The 17,674-nt window shown below is 48.8% G+C and carries 14 protein-coding genes; 8 read left to right on the top strand and 6 right to left on the bottom strand.

Going from position 1 to position 17,674, the window contains the following annotated elements; all coding sequences use genetic code 11:
- Positions 1-2 precede the first annotated feature (2 nt).
- From OSQ85_RS11375 to OSQ85_RS11365, 3 genes are all read left to right on the top strand, one after another.
- Positions 3-881, top strand: a complete 879-nt coding sequence (locus OSQ85_RS11375; RefSeq protein ID WP_265823201.1) for a complex I NDUFA9 subunit family protein — start codon at positions 3-5, stop codon at positions 879-881.
- An 80-nt stretch (positions 882-961) separates the two neighbouring features.
- The gene (locus OSQ85_RS11370) at positions 962-1,453 is read left to right on the top strand and encodes a TlpA family protein disulfide reductase (RefSeq protein WP_265823199.1); all 492 of its coding nucleotides are present in this window, start codon (positions 962-964) and stop codon (positions 1,451-1,453) included.
- Positions 1,454-1,619: 166 nt separating this feature from the next.
- Entirely contained in the window at positions 1,620-2,099 is a 480-nt protein-coding gene (locus OSQ85_RS11365) for a bifunctional nuclease family protein (RefSeq protein ID WP_265823197.1), read from the top strand.
- Positions 2,100-2,381: 282 nt separating this feature from the next.
- On the opposite strand, the gene OSQ85_RS11360 is transcribed toward OSQ85_RS11365, so the two are convergent.
- The 3 genes from OSQ85_RS11360 to OSQ85_RS11350 all read right to left on the bottom strand — a co-directional run bounded on the left by OSQ85_RS11360 (position 2,382) and on the right by OSQ85_RS11350 (position 7,548).
- Positions 2,382-2,900 (bottom strand): metal-dependent transcriptional regulator, encoded by a 519-nt coding sequence (locus OSQ85_RS11360; RefSeq protein ID WP_265823195.1) that lies wholly within the window; start codon positions 2,898-2,900, stop codon positions 2,382-2,384.
- A 180-nt stretch (positions 2,901-3,080) separates the two neighbouring features.
- A complete protein-coding gene (locus tag OSQ85_RS11355; protein ID WP_265823193.1) occupies positions 3,081-4,397 on the bottom strand; it encodes a hypothetical protein in 1,317 nt (438 codons plus the stop codon).
- 127 nt (positions 4,398-4,524) lie between these two features.
- Positions 4,525-7,548 carry a hybrid sensor histidine kinase/response regulator gene (locus tag OSQ85_RS11350; RefSeq protein WP_265823191.1) on the bottom strand — a complete coding sequence of 1,008 codons (3,024 nt, stop codon included), beginning with the start codon at positions 7,546-7,548 and terminating at the stop codon, positions 4,525-4,527.
- A gap of 214 nt (positions 7,549-7,762) precedes the next feature.
- On the opposite strand from OSQ85_RS11350, the gene OSQ85_RS11345 reads away from it, so the two are divergent.
- Positions 7,763-8,503 carry a M15 family metallopeptidase gene (locus OSQ85_RS11345; protein ID WP_265823189.1) on the top strand — a complete coding sequence of 247 codons (741 nt, stop codon included), beginning with the start codon at positions 7,763-7,765 and terminating at the stop codon, positions 8,501-8,503.
- Between the two features lie 40 nt (positions 8,504-8,543).
- Entirely contained in the window at positions 8,544-10,574 is a 2,031-nt protein-coding gene (locus tag OSQ85_RS11340) for a PAS domain S-box protein (protein ID WP_265823187.1), read from the top strand.
- On the opposite strand, the gene OSQ85_RS11335 is transcribed toward OSQ85_RS11340, so the two are convergent.
- Together OSQ85_RS11335 and OSQ85_RS11330 are read right to left on the bottom strand one after the other, a co-directional pair.
- On the bottom strand, positions 10,565-11,314 hold the full coding sequence (locus tag OSQ85_RS11335) for a lysophospholipid acyltransferase family protein (protein ID WP_265823185.1): 750 nt from the start codon (positions 11,312-11,314) through the stop codon (positions 10,565-10,567). The genes OSQ85_RS11340 and OSQ85_RS11335 overlap by 10 nt on opposite strands.
- A complete protein-coding gene (locus OSQ85_RS11330; protein ID WP_265823184.1) occupies positions 11,295-12,176 on the bottom strand; it encodes a GNAT family N-acetyltransferase in 882 nt (293 codons plus the stop codon). The genes OSQ85_RS11335 and OSQ85_RS11330 overlap by 20 nt, the downstream gene beginning before the upstream one ends.
- Positions 12,177-12,366: 190 nt before the next feature.
- Between OSQ85_RS11330 and OSQ85_RS11325 the strand changes: the two genes are divergently transcribed.
- The 3 genes from OSQ85_RS11325 (at position 12,367) to OSQ85_RS11315 (ending at position 16,577) form a co-directional block, all read left to right on the top strand.
- The gene (locus tag OSQ85_RS11325; protein WP_265823183.1) at positions 12,367-14,778 is read left to right on the top strand and encodes a glycosyltransferase; all 2,412 of its coding nucleotides are present in this window, start codon (positions 12,367-12,369) and stop codon (positions 14,776-14,778) included.
- Positions 14,778-16,037 (top strand): radical SAM protein, encoded by a 1,260-nt coding sequence (locus OSQ85_RS11320; protein ID WP_265823181.1) that lies wholly within the window; start codon positions 14,778-14,780, stop codon positions 16,035-16,037. The genes OSQ85_RS11325 and OSQ85_RS11320 overlap by 1 nt, the downstream gene beginning before the upstream one ends.
- A 90-nt stretch (positions 16,038-16,127) precedes the next feature.
- Positions 16,128-16,577, top strand: a complete 450-nt coding sequence (locus OSQ85_RS11315; RefSeq protein ID WP_265823180.1) for a MarR family winged helix-turn-helix transcriptional regulator — start codon at positions 16,128-16,130, stop codon at positions 16,575-16,577.
- Positions 16,578-16,683: 106 nt separating this feature from the next.
- Here the strand turns inward: OSQ85_RS11315 and OSQ85_RS11310 are convergent, their stop codons facing one another.
- Positions 16,684-17,541, bottom strand: coding sequence for a glycine betaine ABC transporter substrate-binding protein (locus tag OSQ85_RS11310; RefSeq protein WP_265823179.1), 858 nt, complete (start codon positions 17,539-17,541; stop codon positions 16,684-16,686).
- Positions 17,542-17,674: the final 133 nt, after the last annotated feature.

Here is a 17,674-nt window from a genome sequence, read left to right as displayed (position 1 = left end):
CCATGAAAAAAGTTTTCGTAACAGGCGGAACAGGCTTTGTCGGTTCATACGTTATATGCAGGCTGATCGAAAAGGGCGTCCATGTAAAGGCGCTGGTAAGAAGCAAAACCCCGCACAGAGAGGCGGAAGCCGTGCAGGGTGATATACTCCGGCCGGAAACCTTTAAAGATGCCCTGAAAGATGTTGATGCCGTAATAAATCTTGTCGGAATAATCCGGGAATTTCCCGAAAAGGGCATAACTTTTGAGAACATGCACTATGTTGCAGCAAAAAATATAACGGATGCGGCAAAAGAAGCGGGCATAAGCCGCCTTATCCATATGTCTGCCAACGGAACACGGAAGAACGCAGTATCCGGCTATCATAAAACAAAGTACATGGCAGAGGAATACATCAAAAACAGCGGGCTGGACTTCACAATATTCCGCCCGTCACTTATATACGGCAGGGGGGATTCCTTCATCTCCATGCTGGCAGGCTATATGAAAAAGACTCCGGTCTTCACTTACTTCGGCGACGGCTCATACCCAATGCAGCCGGTGAGCGTTTACGAAGTGGCGGAAGCCTTCACCGAGGCGGTCTTCAGCAGCACTGCCGCGGGCAAAACTTACCACCTGTGCGGCAACAGGGTTTACACTTACAAGGAACTTCTGCGGGAAATTTCAAAGGCAATGAACCGCAGCATAATTCTGCTCCCCGTGCCTGAGGCAGTCATAAGCCTTGCAGTATCGCTTCTGGGCGGTTTCTCCTTCTTTCCCATCACCCGTGATCAGTTTATAATGCTGAAAGAAGGAAATACCTGCAGCGAAACATTCGCCTTCACGGAGCTTGGAATAAAACACAGAGAGTTTGCCGATGAAATTAAAAAGTATATCGGGTGAACATTTTTAAAGTTGAAAAATCGTATTATTTGAATATTATTGAACTTTGACCCGCAAGGGGCACAAAGGGAGCAGAATTAATGAAAATCAAAGTATTGCTTTTCGCGGCACTGTTAATGGTATTTGCCGCATGCAGCAGACAGGAAACGGGGGGAAGCGAAAACTCCGTCTCAGTGGACTCAATCGAAACTCTTAAGTCCGGCGCAATGGCGCGCATAAAGGAGGAGCATCAGGGCAAGGTGCTTCTGGTAAACTTTTTTGCCTCATGGTGTCCGCCATGCAGAGGTGAAACGCCTGACTTTGTTAAAGTTTACGGTGAAGAAAAAGAGCGTTTTTCCATAGTTGCCCTCTCCACGGATGCGGATAAAAAAGATCTCGCCAAGTATATAAGCGAGTTCGGCGTAAACTACCCTGTTTATATGGCTGACCAGTCCCTCAGCATGGAGTTCGGCATAAGCACAATCCCCACCAGCATTATTTATGCCCCGGACGGAAAGCTTGTGGACATAATAGTCGGCTCTATTCCTGAGAAAGATCTTAAAAACATTATCAATAAATTATCAGCTAACTGATAAACAAACGGCGGAGCGCTTTTCATAGCTTTCCGCCGTATTTTCCTCTAAAAGCTGTTTAACCTGATTCAGGCCTGTGCCTGAGGATCATTTCCTATTGAAGTTTGAATGCATGCGTGTATTTTTAAAGTGTCACCCACATGCATATTCCGGAGGTCAGCGCTTTATGTTTGAAGCGGGAGTTAAATGCGTAATCAAGGAACCCATAACATCGCGCTACGTGATGATGCTCGAAACAATATGCGGTCAATACCTCATTCCGATAACAATAGGAACCTTTGAAGCGGAAGCCATATATCAGGAGCTCAACCGGATCCCCAGCCCCAGGCCCATGACACACCAGTTCATAGGCGGAATTCTGGGCGTTCTGGAGGATGTTTATGTTGAAAATGTAATAATAGACAATGTTGAAAAAGGAATTTTCACCGCCAAGCTAAACATCAACACCGAAGGAACCTCAAAAACAGTTGACTGCCGCCCGTCCGATGGAGTAGCCCTTGCTCTCCACATGAGCATACCCCTCTTTATCGAAGAACAGGTAGTATCAAAAAGCTGCTGTATAGAGCGTACCGGACTCACCATAGCAGAGGAAAGGGCACTCTTCGGCATTATAGACGATCAGGGCACTACATTCTGGAATGTTTAACAAATATCAGGAAGCAGTATATATAAAGACCCATCCTTTTTTTTCAGGAAACATTAACTGACTTATGCGTATCTGAAAATCCCCCTCGCTCCCCCTTTATCAAAGGGGGAAGTTATTTTCCGATGAAAGCAGGACACCCTCCTTTCGCAAAGGTGGGCAGGGGAGGATTTATGCATACATCCCCAAGGATGGGGATGCGCCGTGCGGAGCGAAGGCGGGTTTATCCCGCCGCGAGCGTGTACGCAAACCCGACACGATGTTCGGGTTTGCGTTATCAAGCCGTCATTTATTGCGTTTTTCGGTTACAGCCCCTTTGTGAATCGGGGTCTCTCCGATGCCGAACTGGTAAACTTCTTCTCTGTTTTCAAATCCGGCATCAATCTTCCTATGGAGCCCTTCAAGCCATGACGGATCTGACACTGCGTAGTGAACCAGAATCTCAAGCCTTGGAAGAACTCTTCCGCTTATAAGATGTTCAAGCCTGTGCACCTCCGGATCCGCGTCTTCCGGTTCCATTCCCAGTATATCCACGAGGAGCTTTGTGAGGCATTTATCCCGTCTTACTATTGATTTGCCTATGGTTTTTCCTTCTTCGGTCATGCCTATTTTTCCATAGGATTCATGTGTCAGAAGCCCCATTTTAGCCAAGGTGCTCACTGCCCTGCTTACGCTGGGAAGGCTCACACCCAGTTTTTTTGCTATATCGCTGACTCTTACATCCCCGTTTTCTGAAAACCTGTAAACCCACTCAAGGTAGTTTTCCTGACTTGGGGTGAGAGGAGCTGAATTCACTGCATTCATCGGAAACCTCCCGACTTGTATTTATCTAACAAGATATGAAGTTTCCTGATTCAGGCAAGGGTTAATTAAGACTTTTTTAATCTTTTAGACAAATAGCTGTCAACCAAAAGAAAAGGCGGGGTTAAAGAACCCCGCCCCTGACTGATGGTAAACTCCTGTTTGTATAGTGATAAATGAAATTTATTTGTAGCCCATGTTAACTGAATACAGCGACCACTGGGGTTCGCCTGTTTCCTCATCCTCAGCATACTCAAAATAGTAGCCGGTTAACGGATCAACTTTTGCCATGGGTGCAGACGCAGCAGAGCGGTACGTGTAATCACTATTTACAGCAATCATGAAAACAGAATAGCTTCCGTTGTCACTATCCTCTGACATGAATATGCCTTGCTTGCTCATATCCGCATACCCTTTGAAATTCTTCTCATAAGCAGCTACCCACTCACTCAACGATTCATCATATACCATGAAACGGCCCACTGCAGTTATGCTGCAGCCGCTTAAGCTCATATCAAGCTCAATATAGCTGGGGATGTTTTCATAGTCATCCTCGCCGTAAACATTTGTAGACACAATATTTATATCGTATTCAACATTTCCGGCATCTTCAGGCATAACAGGGCATGTCTCGCCGTTTTTCGCATCAGCTATTCTCACCATGAAGCCTGTTCCGCTACATGTTTTATCAGGTGATGATATGCTTGTGCTGAAAACCTCAGTGGAATTCGCAGAAATTTTATAAATAAGATCTGATTCGCCCATGAGACTGGTAAACCTGAAAGAGTCCTGAGAGGTTCTTTTGCCGCTGTAAACCCCGACAGATCTCCTCAGAGCTACAGAAGGTGATGAAACGGAATCCGGAAGATTTAAAGGTTCATAACCGCCGACATTGAATGCGAAGGTTTTTCCTTTATCAAAAACCATAACGGAGTCAACCGATTTATAACCTGCGGGCTCGCAGCGAAGAGCAGTGTAACCGTTGTATGCACCGTAGATGGAGCGGGTGTTCATATGCTCAAGGGCATCCTCTGCGGACTTGGTTATTACGTTGCCTGTTTCAAGTGCATCCAGAGCATCCCGGAGGTCCATCCCGCCGCTTACTATTCCGTTCACAGCCGCCTCGCTCTGGGAGCCAAGCACTATCACACCGCCGCTCACACTGCCCACACTCTGAAGAAGGCGCGCTATATCCACCGCCTCACTGTAAGATGCGATGTCGAAGGGAGTAACAAATGCCGTTGCTTTTACTGAACCTAAAACCAGATTGCCGATTCTGAAAGTTACATTGTCCCCTTCGCGGAAATCGAACTCACCCTTTTCATTAGTAAAACCTGAAAGACCGCTGGGAACAGCAGAATAAGCAAGCCCCTGAACAGGCGCATCCGTAAAAACACCCTTCTGCGAAGACGGAGAAGATGAGCTGCTGCCGCTGTTGCAGCCGATAATAAAGAATACCGAAAGTACCGCACACAAAAATAATACCCGAATACTGCGCATTGAACGCCTCCATTTAATCACACGTTTTTTCTACATTGTTAATAATAGCACAAATCGTCATGGGATCTGATAAAAAATATCATTATTGCAAAATAAATTTAAAAATAAATTAAAGGAAACTGCCCGTTTATTTCCCGGTATAGACCGAAGCTTCTTTTTTAAACTCATAAAACTCTTTCACAAAGGCGTTGTAACATTCCTCTGCCCCGGTCATATCCTCAGCATTGGCACATTTTTCCATCCTTGCGGCTATGCTTTCAAGACCGTATGCGGTGAGATCGCCTGCGGAGGAGCGGAGATAAACCGCTAAATCAGCCACCCGCCACGGGCTTGCTTCCGCTATGGCGCGCCTGAGTTCGTCCAGCTGCTTCTCTGTGTCGTGAGTGAATATTTCCAGAACCTCGGTGAAGTACTCCCGTTCGCCCATGATGGACATCAGTTCATCCGGACTGAAGGTTCCGCTTATGCGTTCCGCCGAAACATCGGCAGCGTCCGAGCTGTAGAGAAATTTATTCAGAATGGCCACAAGCTCCTCATACCGGAAGGGTTTGGAAAGGTAATCATTCATTCCGGTGCTGATAAACTTTTCCCTGTCTCCCTTAAGGGCATGGGCTGTCATAGCCACAACGGGAATATCTGGTCTGCGGACACCGCTTTCACCGCTTCTGATAGCCTGCACCGCCTCTATGCCGTTCATCACAGGCATCTGTATATCCATGAAAACTATATCATAATCATCATTCCGCAGGGCTTCCAGAGCCTTAAACCCGTTTTCCGCCGCTGTAACCTTATAGCCCAGCCGCTCAAAAATAGTTACCGCCAGTTTCTGGTTCACTATGTTGTCCTCAGCGAGAAGAATCTTTTTATTTCTCACCTCTGTGACGCTGGGAATAAAGCTGCTGCCGTTCATGCCGTGGGGAGAGTCATTCTCGGCTTCAAAACCGAAAAGCTCCAGAAGGCACTTTCTGAGGTGGTTTGTTTTAAGCGGCTTGAATATCCTGCCGTTGAATCCTTTTTCCGTAAGATAATCGGCAGACACATGCTGCCCCATGGGGTAGACAAGCACGGTCTTAGTACCGGGGTAGTGCTTTATCTCCTTCATCACAGCGTCAAACTCAGCCTCGCTCTTCTTAATGAGAGCATCAGCGATCAGGACGACCTCAAACGGCTTGTTGCCCGCTGCGGATTTATGTATCTGATCCGAGGCTTCCCTGAAACTGCACGCCTTTTCGGCATTAATGCCCAGAGTTTTCAGCATGTCCGCTCCGGCGCGGGCGGCAAACTCGTTGGAATCAACAATCAGCACTCTGCGTTTATCCAGCCTTCTGTCCGCTTCCTTACGCACATCAGCCGCCGCAACACGCTCAAAAACTGCGGAGAACCAGAACTCGGAGCCTTCACCCACGCGGCTTTTACAGCCTATTTCTCCGCCCATCATCTCAGTGAGGCGTTTGGCGATGGCAAGTCCGAGACCTGTTCCGCCGTATTTTCTGGACATGGAAAGATCCGCCTGCGAGAAGGAATCAAAGAGGTTGCTCATCCTGTTTTCAGGCACGCCTATGCCTGTGTCCCTGACCCTGAAAAACAGCTTAACATAGCCGGAGGTCTCCTTCTGGAGGTTTACCTCTATGGACACTGCACCTTCATGGGTGAACTTGACAGCGTTGCCTATTATGTTAAGCAGAATCTGCCTGAGCCTCCACGGGTCACCCGCAAGGAGGCGGGGTATTTTCTCATCTATATTGAAGGCTATATCCAGATCTTTCTGGAAGGCCTTGTAGGCTATGGAATCCACACTGTTCTCCACAACCTCCCTGACAGAGAAATCCAGATATTCAAGCTCAAGCTGGCCAGCCTCTATCTTTGTGAAGTCCAGTATATCGTTTATCACCACCAGCAGCGCCTCGGCGGAGGAGGCCACAGTCTCGGCGTATTCCCTCTGCTCGTCACTGAGCTTTGTATTCAGAAGAAGGCTGTTCATGCCTATTATGCCGTTCATGGGAGTCCTTATCTCGTGGCTCATGTTCGCAAGGAACACATCCTTGGACATGCTGGCCACTTCCGCCTCCTCTTTTGCTTTTTTCAGTTCCCTCTCAAACTCTTCCTGCTCCTTTATCTTTTCTTCAAGCTCGCTGTTTGCCAGCACAACTTTGTGCCTGTTGGAATCCATTACAAGAAGAACAAGGAGCAAAAGCAGCACACAGGCATTGAAAGAGGCAGCCTGCTTAACAAACCGCATGTAGGCCGCATCAAACTCCCTGTCTATGGTATAGCGCACCAGATAGGTTTCATAGTCTCCGGAAATGCTTTTTATAGGGAGAAACGAGACTATCACCCCGATCCCCTGAGCCTTATGAAAAACAGAGAAAGCTTCATGAGCCGCCAGACGCCCCGCAGTTTCCGCACGGAGTTTGGAGTTTATCAGCGCAAAGGCCTCAGCAGGCATAATATCCTGAGAGAGCTCAAAATCATAACCGGAGAGACCCGCCTCGGTAATATAGCCCTCAGAGAAGGAGGACTTTGTACAGTCCTTAAGAAAATCCGCAAAAAGCTTCTTCTCCGCCACTTCCTTTTTTACACCCATGGAGTAGTAGTTTCCGTAGCTTTCCAGCATCCCTGTGATGAAGCCCTTCACATCAAGACTTATTTCAAGAGTCCCCACATGTGCGCCTCCGTGGGAAAGGGGGTAAACAAAACGGAAGGCATTCCCGCTCCTGCCCATTTCAAGCCCTTCGATGAACCCGTTTTTCAGATTCGCTATGTAGACGGAGTATCTTTTATCGCCGAGAACATCCCCGTAAAGCTGCCGTTCGTGCAGACGGAGAAAACTGACTGTATCGGGAAAATGGAACTGAATCTTGGTATAACCAAGCCTTTTGACTGTATTATAAATAACGGATGTTTTCTGAACCGTGTCCTCACGCATCGCATCCCGCATTTCAGGATGCAGCCACGCCTCGGCAACTGCCTCCGTGAGACCGGGGATATTGACTATGGACTGGTAAACCTCGTCCACATGGCGGGAATACATGGAGAGAGAGCGCTCATATTCGCTTTTCAAAGCGGAGGACGCATTCTCAAGGGCGCTCCCGCGGGATTCCTGAAGCTTGCCGTAGAGAAAGATACAGCCAGCAATATCAATAAGAAGCAATAAAACCGCGATAGACTTGCGAACCAACCCCGAACCTCGTACCAAGCGCATAACCTTTACATACAAATAATACAGTAAAAACTCATCCGTATACAGTCAAATTATTGAACCTATGCGGATAAACCGTCACAAGGCAAATGGGTTGACATATAATGCCTTTATGGGAAATACTTTAAAGATACGTGCGCATGCCGCAGCGGGGAGGTAGCAGTATATGAAAAAACTTTTTACGGCTCTTTTTGTTTTTGCTCTGGTTTCACAGGCTTATGCGGAACTCCCCAAGGGGTTTGTTTATCTCTCCGATGTTAATTCCTCCGTTGTACAGGAGATACGCTACCACTCATCCCATAACTTTGTGGGAACAAGGGTTGACGGCTATGTCTCCCCCGTATGTATACTCACCCGTCAGGCTGCAGAGGCTCTGGACAAGGTGCAGCAGGATCTTGAACTGATAGGCTACTCTCTCAAGGTTTATGACTGCTACAGACCGCAGAAGGCTGTGGATCACTTTGTGCGCTGGTCAAAGGATGCGAAGGATACAAAAACAAAGGCCGAATTTTACCCCAACGAACCAAAGGACACCCTGTTTAAGAAGGGCTTTATCGCTTCAAAATCGGGTCATTCAAGAGGGAGCACGGTGGATCTCACCATAATCCCGTATGAAGCGCCGGAGCAGGAGGAATATATACCCCACATTAAGCAGAGAAGCTGCGAAAACAGTGCTGAGAACCGCTTCGGCGACAACAGCATAGACATGGGCACAGGCTTTGACTGCTTCAGCCCCCTTTCCGCCACAGAGAATGAGGCGATAACGGAGAAGCAGCTTTCCAACAGAATGCTCCTGCGCGATCTGATGAAAAAATACGGTTTTGTGAACTATGAAAAAGAGTGGTGGCACTACACTCTGGAAAAAGAGCCTTTCCCGAAGACTTTTTTCAACTTTGACGTGAAATAGCTTGCAAACGGGGCCGCTATCCCCGAAAATACTGTCTGTTATGAGCATTAAGCCATCCCCCGCGGACAAAACCAATTTACTGAGCGTGAAGGCTGCCGGATTCTACCGCCAGTTCAGCCGGGTAACTGCAGGCGCCTGTGATGAGGGCGAGCTGCTGGATGCCCTCTGCCGTCTTTCCGTGGATGTTCTGGGCTACAGTGTCTCATGGGCGGGCTTCATAGTGGAGTTCGCCGACAAACGCATAATCCCCACCTCATACGCCGGAGAATATGAAGGCTACATAAACCCCCACGAAATCTGCATATGCTGCGATGACCCCTCCTGCGGCCCCATTGGCGAAGCTGTTATCAAAGGGGAGGCAATAACCGTTAACGACATCTCCCTGATGGAGGACTTCTCCTTCTGGCAGTATAAAACCATGGCAAGCGGGCTTCATTCCTTCTGCTCCCTGCCTGTGAAAACAGATGGCAAAGTCACCGCCGTGTTCAATGTTCTCAGCAGGGAGAAAAACGGTTTCAGCGCGGATGAAATAAACCTTCTGAAAGAGATAGCTCTTGAGGCTGCCGCCTGTATGAGCATTATCGCCGCCAGAAGCAGGATGCTCATGGCGGAATCCGGCAACAGGGATCTCATAGAAAAATTCGGGGTGCTTTTCAACAATACATCAGACGCAATCTTTGTCCATGAAATGCCGGAGGAACAAGCATTCAGCGGCAGGTTTGTGGAAGTTAACAAAACTGCCTGCGAGAAGCTGGGCTACACTCAGGAGGAACTGCTGAACCTCAGCCCGGAGCTCCTGAACCACCCCTGCGGCAAGTTTGATATTGAGGAAGCCTCCGCAACCCTCATTAAAACAGGGCACGCGCACATCGAGGCTCTTATTAAGTGCAAATCCGGCGCTCTGCTCCCTGTGCGCATAAGCTGCCACACCTTTTCCATGGGCAAGCACAGATACATAGTCTCCATAGTGCGCGACATAACAGAAAAAATACGCACCATAAAACAGCTTAACCTGCTGAAAAATGCCATAGAGCACAGCACTGTCTCAGTCGTGATAACCGACAGGGAAGGCGGGATAGAATACGTCAACCCGGTCTTTGAAAAGTTCACCGGGTACTCTGCGGATGAGGTAATCGGTCAGAACCCCAGAATCCTCAAGTCTGACAAAATGGACCCGAAAGTCTTTGTGGATCTCTGGGCGGCAATAGCGGGCGGCAAAATCTGGAAGGGCGAGTTCTGCAACAAGAAAAAAAGCGGCGAACTGTACTGGGAATCGGCCATCATTTTTCCGGTTAAGGATCAGAGCGGTGAAATAGTGAACTACATAGGCCTCAAGGAGGACATAACCGATAAAAAAATCCTTGAGGAACAGGTGCGCCACGCCCAGAGGCTGAACATCATAGGCGAAATGGCGGGAAGCTTCGCCCATGACCTTAAAAACATCATCCTCGTCATAGGGGGCTTCGCGAACAGGCTTCAGAAAAAGCTGGATGAAAAATCGCCGGAGCATGAGTACGCAGTGCACATAATGAAGGCCGTCACCAGAGCGGCGAAGCTCACGAACGGCCTTCTCACCTTCGGCCGCAAACAGCCTAATCACCCGGAATGTCTCGACATGAACATTCTTCTGCGGGAATACACTGATCTTATTGAGAAAATAGTTGATGAAAACATAAAGGTCGTCCTGCATCTTTCGGAAGACCATATGCCGGTAATGGCGGACTACATACAGCTTGAGCAGGTGCTGATGAACCTTGCCTCCAACGCAAAAGATGCCATGCCTGACGGCGGCACACTCACAATAACATCATACGTTAAAGAGTGCGGTGAGGCTGATTTCGCCTGTATTCTGTTTGAGGACACAGGCTGCGGAATGTCCGCCGATGTCCGCAACAGGATATTCGACCCCTTTTACACCACAAAAGACCCAGGAAAGGGCACAGGGCTTGGCCTCTCTATCGTTTACGGTATTATAAAACAGCACGGCGGCAGCATAACCTGCTCCAGTGAAGAGGGAAAAGGCACTGTCTTTGAAATATGCCTGCCTCTGAACGCGCCCTATCAGGTGTGATAGGCTGCTGCAACCTCTGAGAACAGATAGTCTCCCAGCTCTTTTCTGTCCGCGTGGGAAGCATCCGCCGGTTCCATAATCCTTACCGATGCCTCAACCCTTTCCACGGAGAACAGCCCCTCAAAATGAGGCTCAAACTCCATATCCCCGTACCAGCATACCAGATCCCTGTTGCCCTCGCCGAAAGGCTTACCGTCTATGCTTTCGTACTTAAGGCATGCCGGATACACAGGAACACCCGCTTTTCTGGCGGATTCCATGAACGGCGCGCGAAAAGGGAGCACTCTTGAACCGTCCGTACTTGTGCCTTCAGGAAAAAGCATCACTGCAAAGCCTTCCTTCATAAGTGCCGCCAGTTCTTTTATCTCCTCCCTGAGCCGGGAGGCGTTGCGCCGCTCCACAAAATATGTTCCGCCCAATTCCGCCATCATCCCAACAAACGGCTTCTCATGCATATCCACAGAGGAAACGAAGACAAACGGCCGCATGGAGGCCATTATGATAATATCCAGATAAGACATATGGTTGCACACAACAAGGCAGCCGCCCGCCTTTTTCAGGACATCTCCGCCGCTGAAAGCAGTGCTTATACCCAGCGGCCTCAGTCCTATGCGGCAGAAGAAGGATGTCAGCCATATGCGCATTCTCCGTTTCCGGATTTCATCCCTCACAAATGCGCTGACCGCCTTGCCGGTGATTATATACAGGTATATGAGGAACTTAACAGCAAACTTCCTCATTTTTCTTCTCCGTAAATTTCTTTCTGAATGATTCATCCATGGTTTTTATATCCAGATAGGTGAGGTAGTCATAGCACTTGAAAGCCTTATCATAGGCAGGTTCGCCGCAGATGACCCCGCCCGCCTTAAAATATGAGAGCATAAGCGGCGGCACAAGGTTCTCCGCCGCCTCGCGGAACGGTGCGAAGCGCTTTTCCTGAATCATCTCAAGCATCTTGTGGTATCTGTCCGTGCGGAACTTTGCCTTGGGCATGGCTCTCAGCTCCTCCGGAGCGAGGAAGTTTTTCTCAAGGTAGTAATGCACAAGGGCGATGGTGAGATTATCCGTTGTTTTGACTGATGAACAGCCGAAAAGGCAGTCCGTGGAGGTTTCGCTTATGTATGTGCCCAAGCCTTTCCAGAGAGCGGCGATTGTCGCTCCGCTGCGGTAGTCTGGGTGTATGCATGCTCTGCCCAGTTCCAGTTTTATACCGGGCAGGGCGGTTATGTTCTCCATTTTAAACTCAGAGCATGAGTAGAACTTATCGCTGAAAAGAGAGCTGTTCAGCCTGTATGTGCCTATTATCTGCCCCGCCTCTTTGTCGATAACCGCAAGGTGGTCGAACTGAAAGTCATATTTGTCCACATCTTTCCCGCGGAAGCGCTTTTTTTCCAGCAGTTCGCGGTAGAATACCTCGTGGCGGAGGCGGAGAACATCGCTGAGCTCGTCCCCGTTTTCCACAGTTTTAACAAGATATTTGCGTGAATCCAAATTAATTGTGACATTCGGTCTGTAGGTTCTCAGGCGGAACCTGAACTTTTTTGAAAGTTCCTGAAGAAAATCCGCGGCTTTTCTGATTTTTCCCTTTTTAACAGCGTTCATTCTGCCACTCCGTGTGTTTTCTTATGTCAGGAGGATATTATTTTGTTGTCAGGGATTATTGCGTCTGTTGTGAAAAATTCTTCAAATCAAATTAACCTGACATTTGTTTTACACTGCCGCGACATAAAACTGACAAGGGAGGCTTATAGAAAACATTAGCAAACAGATGACAATACATAGGAGAGAACAAATGGCAAAAGCAGATTTGCACTGTCACTCCAAATTTTCAAACCACCCCACAGAATGGTTTTTGCAGAGGCTCGGCTCCGCCGAATCATACACCGAACCCGAATACATATACCGCACAATGAAAGAAAGAGGGATGGACTTTGTAACCGTCACAGACCACAATAAGCTGGACGCATCCCTCATACTCAATGAAAAATACCCGGAAGACACCTTCACAGGGGTGGAATCCACAGTCTATTTCCCGGAGGACGGCTGCAAGATACACTGCCTTGTCTACGGGCTGAACGAAAGCCAGTTCGCCGTGATACAGAAGATACGGCGCGATATTTACGACTTCCGTGACTACATAAAGGAACAAAACCTCGCCTACTCAGTAGCCCACGCCACATACTCCGTCAACAACAGGCTCAATATTGAGCATCTGGAAAAGCTGGTTCTCCTCTTTGATGTTTTCGAAGGGATAAACGGCGGGCGGGGCAAGCTCCACAACATGACATGGGTGAATGCGCTGGAGGGGCTCTCTCCTGATAAAATAGAAGACCTCACCGCCAAGCATAAAATTAAATCCTTCGGCACATGCCCGTGGATCAAGGGCTTCACCGGAGGCTCTGACGACCATGCGGGTCTGTTCCTCGGCAACACATACACCATAACAAAGGCAGCAACGCCTCAGGACTTTCTGGAAAAAATAAGAACCAAGCAGACAAGGCACTCAGGCAACTACAGCAGCTTTCACTCACTGGCTTTCACAGTGTACAAAATCGCTTACGACTTCACCAGAAACCATAAAAACATGGCAGGTGCAGAGGGGCTTTTCAACAACATAACCTCGTATATCTTCGAGGACAAAAAGCCCACTCTCCTTGAGCGCCTTAAGCTGAAAAGCATGAAAATGCGCAAATCAGCGGACGGAAGCAGGGTGAAACGCCTCGTGACGGAACTCATTGAGGATGTCCGCGGACTGACCGACGGCAGTATAAACCGCAAGCTCTCAGTGGTTTACAGCAAAGCAACCGACATAGCGGATGAATACACAAAGATGGCTCTCTCAGGCATAACCGGAGATGCGAAGAATTACAGGCCGGAGGAGCTGGTGCGCAGCATCACCTCATCACTTCCGGGCATATTCCTCAGTGTGCCTTTCTTCACCTCATTCGGCCATATGTATAAGGATCGTCACCTCGTGGATGAGATAGAGCAGCGCTTCTCAGTCCGTTCCACAAGAACAAAAAAGAAGATACTCTGGTTCACGGACACAATAACCGACCTCAACGGCGTTTCCGTAACTCTCCGTACCATAGGCAGACTTGCCCATGAGCAGGGGTATGACCTTAAAATAGTCTCCTGCCTTAATGAAGACGAGATAGACCACCGCCTCCCGCCGAACTATGTCAACTTACAGCCCATACATTCATTTACTATGCCGTACTATGAAAAACTTACAGTCAAAATCCCGTCAGTGCTCAAGGCACTGGAAGACATATACGCCTTTGACCCTGACGAGGTATATATATCAACCCCCGGTCCTGTGGGGCTCACCGGGCTCCTCGCCTCAAGACTGCTGAATGTGAAAAGCTCCGGCATATACCACACGGATTTCACCAAGGAGGTTTACGAAATAACCTCAAACGATTCGCTCAAGGTGCTGGTGGAAACATATACCCGCTGGTTCTTTGACTCCGTGACTGAGCTTAAAACCACCTCCGCGGAATACATGAGCCTGCTTTCCGAACGGGGGATGGCACGTCACAAGATGAGCGTTTTCCACAGAGGGATAGACGCAAGGCTCTTCTGCCCCATGAAAAAGGATGAGAGCGGCTTCTTCACCCTCGCATACGCCGGGAGAATTTCCAGAGACAAAAACCTCGATTTCCTGCTGGAACTGTTCGGCAGACTTAACGGGAAATACTCAAACCTCAGGCTGATAATGGCAGGGGACGGGCCTTACCTTGATGAAGTGAAAAACAAAACAAAAGGGATGACAAACGTCCTGATCATGAACGAAATAGAGCATGCGCGGATGCCTGAGGTTTATGCAAAGGCGGATCTTTTCCTCTTCCCCAGCACAACGGACACCTTCGGCATGGTGGTGCTTGAGGCGCAGGCATGCGGCGTTCCGGCAATCGTCTCTGACGAAGGCGGCCCCAAGGAGATAATAGCGGATAAGGAAACCGGACTGGTTGCCTACGCTAATAACATGGAAGACTGGCTGCACAAAACCTCCCGCATGATAGAGCTCGCTGCATCAAAGCCTGCGGAATATGCCGGATTCTCCGAAGCGGCAAGGACAAGGGTTATGTCCGTTTTCAACTGGGATAAGGTTCTGCGTGACATCTTCGCCAAAAATAAAGCGGAAAACACACCGGAGAAAAGCGGAAGCGTGCTCAGGGAAATTTCCGCCTCGGTAGCCTGATGTCTCTTGGAATAAATGATTTTCTGAAAAATACAGGAACATTGCTTAAGGGCAGAGCACCGGGACAGGCAGTAATCCAGCTTACCGACAGCTGCAACGCGAAGTGCCCCCAGTGCGGAATGCGCGCTCAGGAAAAGTTTGAACGCCACCGTCTGAACGATGAACGGCTCTTTACAATGATAGACCGCGCGGCGGAGAACGGCGTAAGCGCAGTCTCCTTCACCGGCGGGGAACCTTTCCTCCACACTGGCTCGCTGATAAGCTGCATAAACCGGGCATCATCAAACGGAATAAAATTCATCCGCACAGGCACTAACGCCTACTTCCTCACAGGGCACGACAAGCCGGACTTCGCGGACAAGATAAGACGCATGGCGGAGAAGATAGCCTCCACAAAGCTTTACACCATATGGTTCAGCCTTGACACATGGAACGCAGAACTCCACGAGGAGATGCGCGGGCTTAAGGGAGTGATAAAGGGGATGGAGAAGGCGCTGCCCATCTTCGCCGAATACGGCATATACCCCTCCGCCAACCTCGGCATAAACAGAAATGTATCCTCCGGCGAGCTCCCGGAACTGGCTTCTGATGAATCAAAGGCGGCTTTCCGTGAAAGCTTCAGGGAAGGATTCAGACGGTTCTACACATTTGCGGAAAATCTCGGCTTCACCATAGTAAACGCCTGTTACCCCATGAGCGCGGACGGAAACACAGTCTACAGGGCAGAATCGGCCGACCGGATAGTCCGCTTCACCGCCGATGAAAAAATCGAACTGTTCAGCGCACTCTTCGAAACTATCCCCGAATACCGCTCCCGCCTCCGGATTTTCACTCCCCGCTCATCCCTCCTCAGTCTGCTCAGGCAGTACAAAGGGGACGAAACGGCAGATTACGGATGCCGCGGCGGAATAGACTTCTTCTACATCGACTCACAAAACGGACACACCCACCCATGCGGTTTCCGTGAAGGGGAGGACATGGGCAGATATGAGGACTTCGAGGCAAAAGGCTTCGGCCTCAGGGCAAACTGCCGCAGCTGCGACTGGGAATGCTTCCGCGATCCCTCAACCCTTTTCGGCCCTGTTACCGAATTTTTCGCTCACCCGGCAGGTCTCATAAGCCGTTTCGCCAATGACCGGGAGTTTTTCCGCCTCTGGCTGGAGGACATACGCTACTACTCAGCCTGCGGCTATTTCAACGGACGTGAAAAACCCGACCTCTCAAAAATGTCACGTTTTAAAATGACAAAACAGCCCTAATCACCCTCTTTGTTCACTCATACCCTAATTCTGTTGACTTTTATAACAGGAAATCTTACAACATCACCATTTGAACGAGGTATTTTTGAGATGAACACCGAAACCACCGTAAATATCATTAACGAAATAAGAAAACTCTCCCGCTATCTGGACAAGTACTCAAAATACCTCAGCAATAAGTATCACATCACCCTTCCGCAGCTTCTCTGTCTGAACGAGCTCCGCGCAGAACCCGAACTTAACCTCACTGAGCTTACCAGAAGACTGAACCTGAACAACAGCGCCATTACCGGCATAATTGACAGGCTTGAGATAAAAAACTATGTCCAGAGGGTTAAAACCGGAAAAGACAGAAGAGCTATCCACCTCCGCCTCACGGAAGAGGGTAAAATTTTCGCTGAAAAATCACTCCAGATATTCGATCACGACTGTTTTTTTGATAATACTAAAGTGACGGAACAGGAAACGGGAGATCTCCTCCAGAATCTCGGCAAGATAATAAGCCTCCTTGATCCCGAAGTTAAAAAAATAGATTTGTAAAACTAATTACACCAGTAAGTTAATAGTGAGAAAACCTTTCTTTAATGAAAAAGAAAGGTTTTCTCAAACTCTTTCCAAAGAAACCAAATTTTTGAAAACGGCTGCCTTATTTCACTGCTTTCAATAACTCGTCTATTTTGGTTCTGTTGGCTTTTACGAATTTTTCGGCGCTTTTTGCCGGTTCCATGCCGTTTTTGTTATCGACCATGGCACTGCTGAGGTCGAGCTGCTTCCAGTCAAAGTTCTTAAAAAAGGCATAGACCTCAGGCATATCCTTATCGAGCCCTTTTCTCACTATTGTATTAATGGTTTCCGCACCGCCGAATATTTTGTCAGGGTCATCCAGTATCTTGAGATCCCACTCGCCGAACATCCAGTGCGGCTGCCAGCCGGGAACAACTATCCACTCCTTCCTTTTAACCGCGTTTGCGAGGGAAGCCACCATTATGGCATCGCTCCCTGAAACATACTGAAACTTGCCCAGGCCGGAGGTATTTTTTGCTATTGCTTCCTCAGCCGCCTGCGACATTCCCGCTCCGGGATCGATTCCTATTATTTTGCCTTTAAACTTATCTATGTTCGCGCCCATTTCCGTTACGGAATTAATCGTTACATACGCCGGCACAACGAAGCCGAGCTTCGCATCAACATAGCTGGGGCCGAGATCCACAATCTGATCCTTATATCTCGCATAAAGATCAGCGTGGGTCATGGGAAGCCATGCAGCAAGGTGCGCATCCGAATCTCCCGCGGCTACCGAAGCCCACATAGCGGCATTTGCCACTGAACTTATGCGGACATCATACCCCATTTCTTCCAGCAGCACTCCCGCCACATGGGTTATGGCAACCTCTCTTGCCCATTCAACATAAACGAGTTTCACTCTTTCCTTTGCGTGCGCCGCACCCGTGAAAATCACGAGGCTGAGGAGCGCCGCAGTAAAAAGCTGTGTAATCTTCTTCATAGTTTCCTCCTTTATTGATAATCCGAAATTGCTCATCCTGACAATTTCGGATACACACTCGCGGCAGGATAAACCTGCCTTCACTTCGTTCGCAATGACCGTGTTTTACGTCACTGCGAGGAGCGTCAGCAAC

The sequence above is a fragment of the Geovibrio ferrireducens genome, assembly GCF_026226615.1.
Taxonomy (GTDB): Bacteria; Chrysiogenota; Deferribacteres; order Deferribacterales; family Geovibrionaceae; genus Geovibrio; species Geovibrio ferrireducens.
Note: the sequence above shows the minus strand (reverse complement) of the source record. Positions and strands in the feature narration are given on the sequence as shown.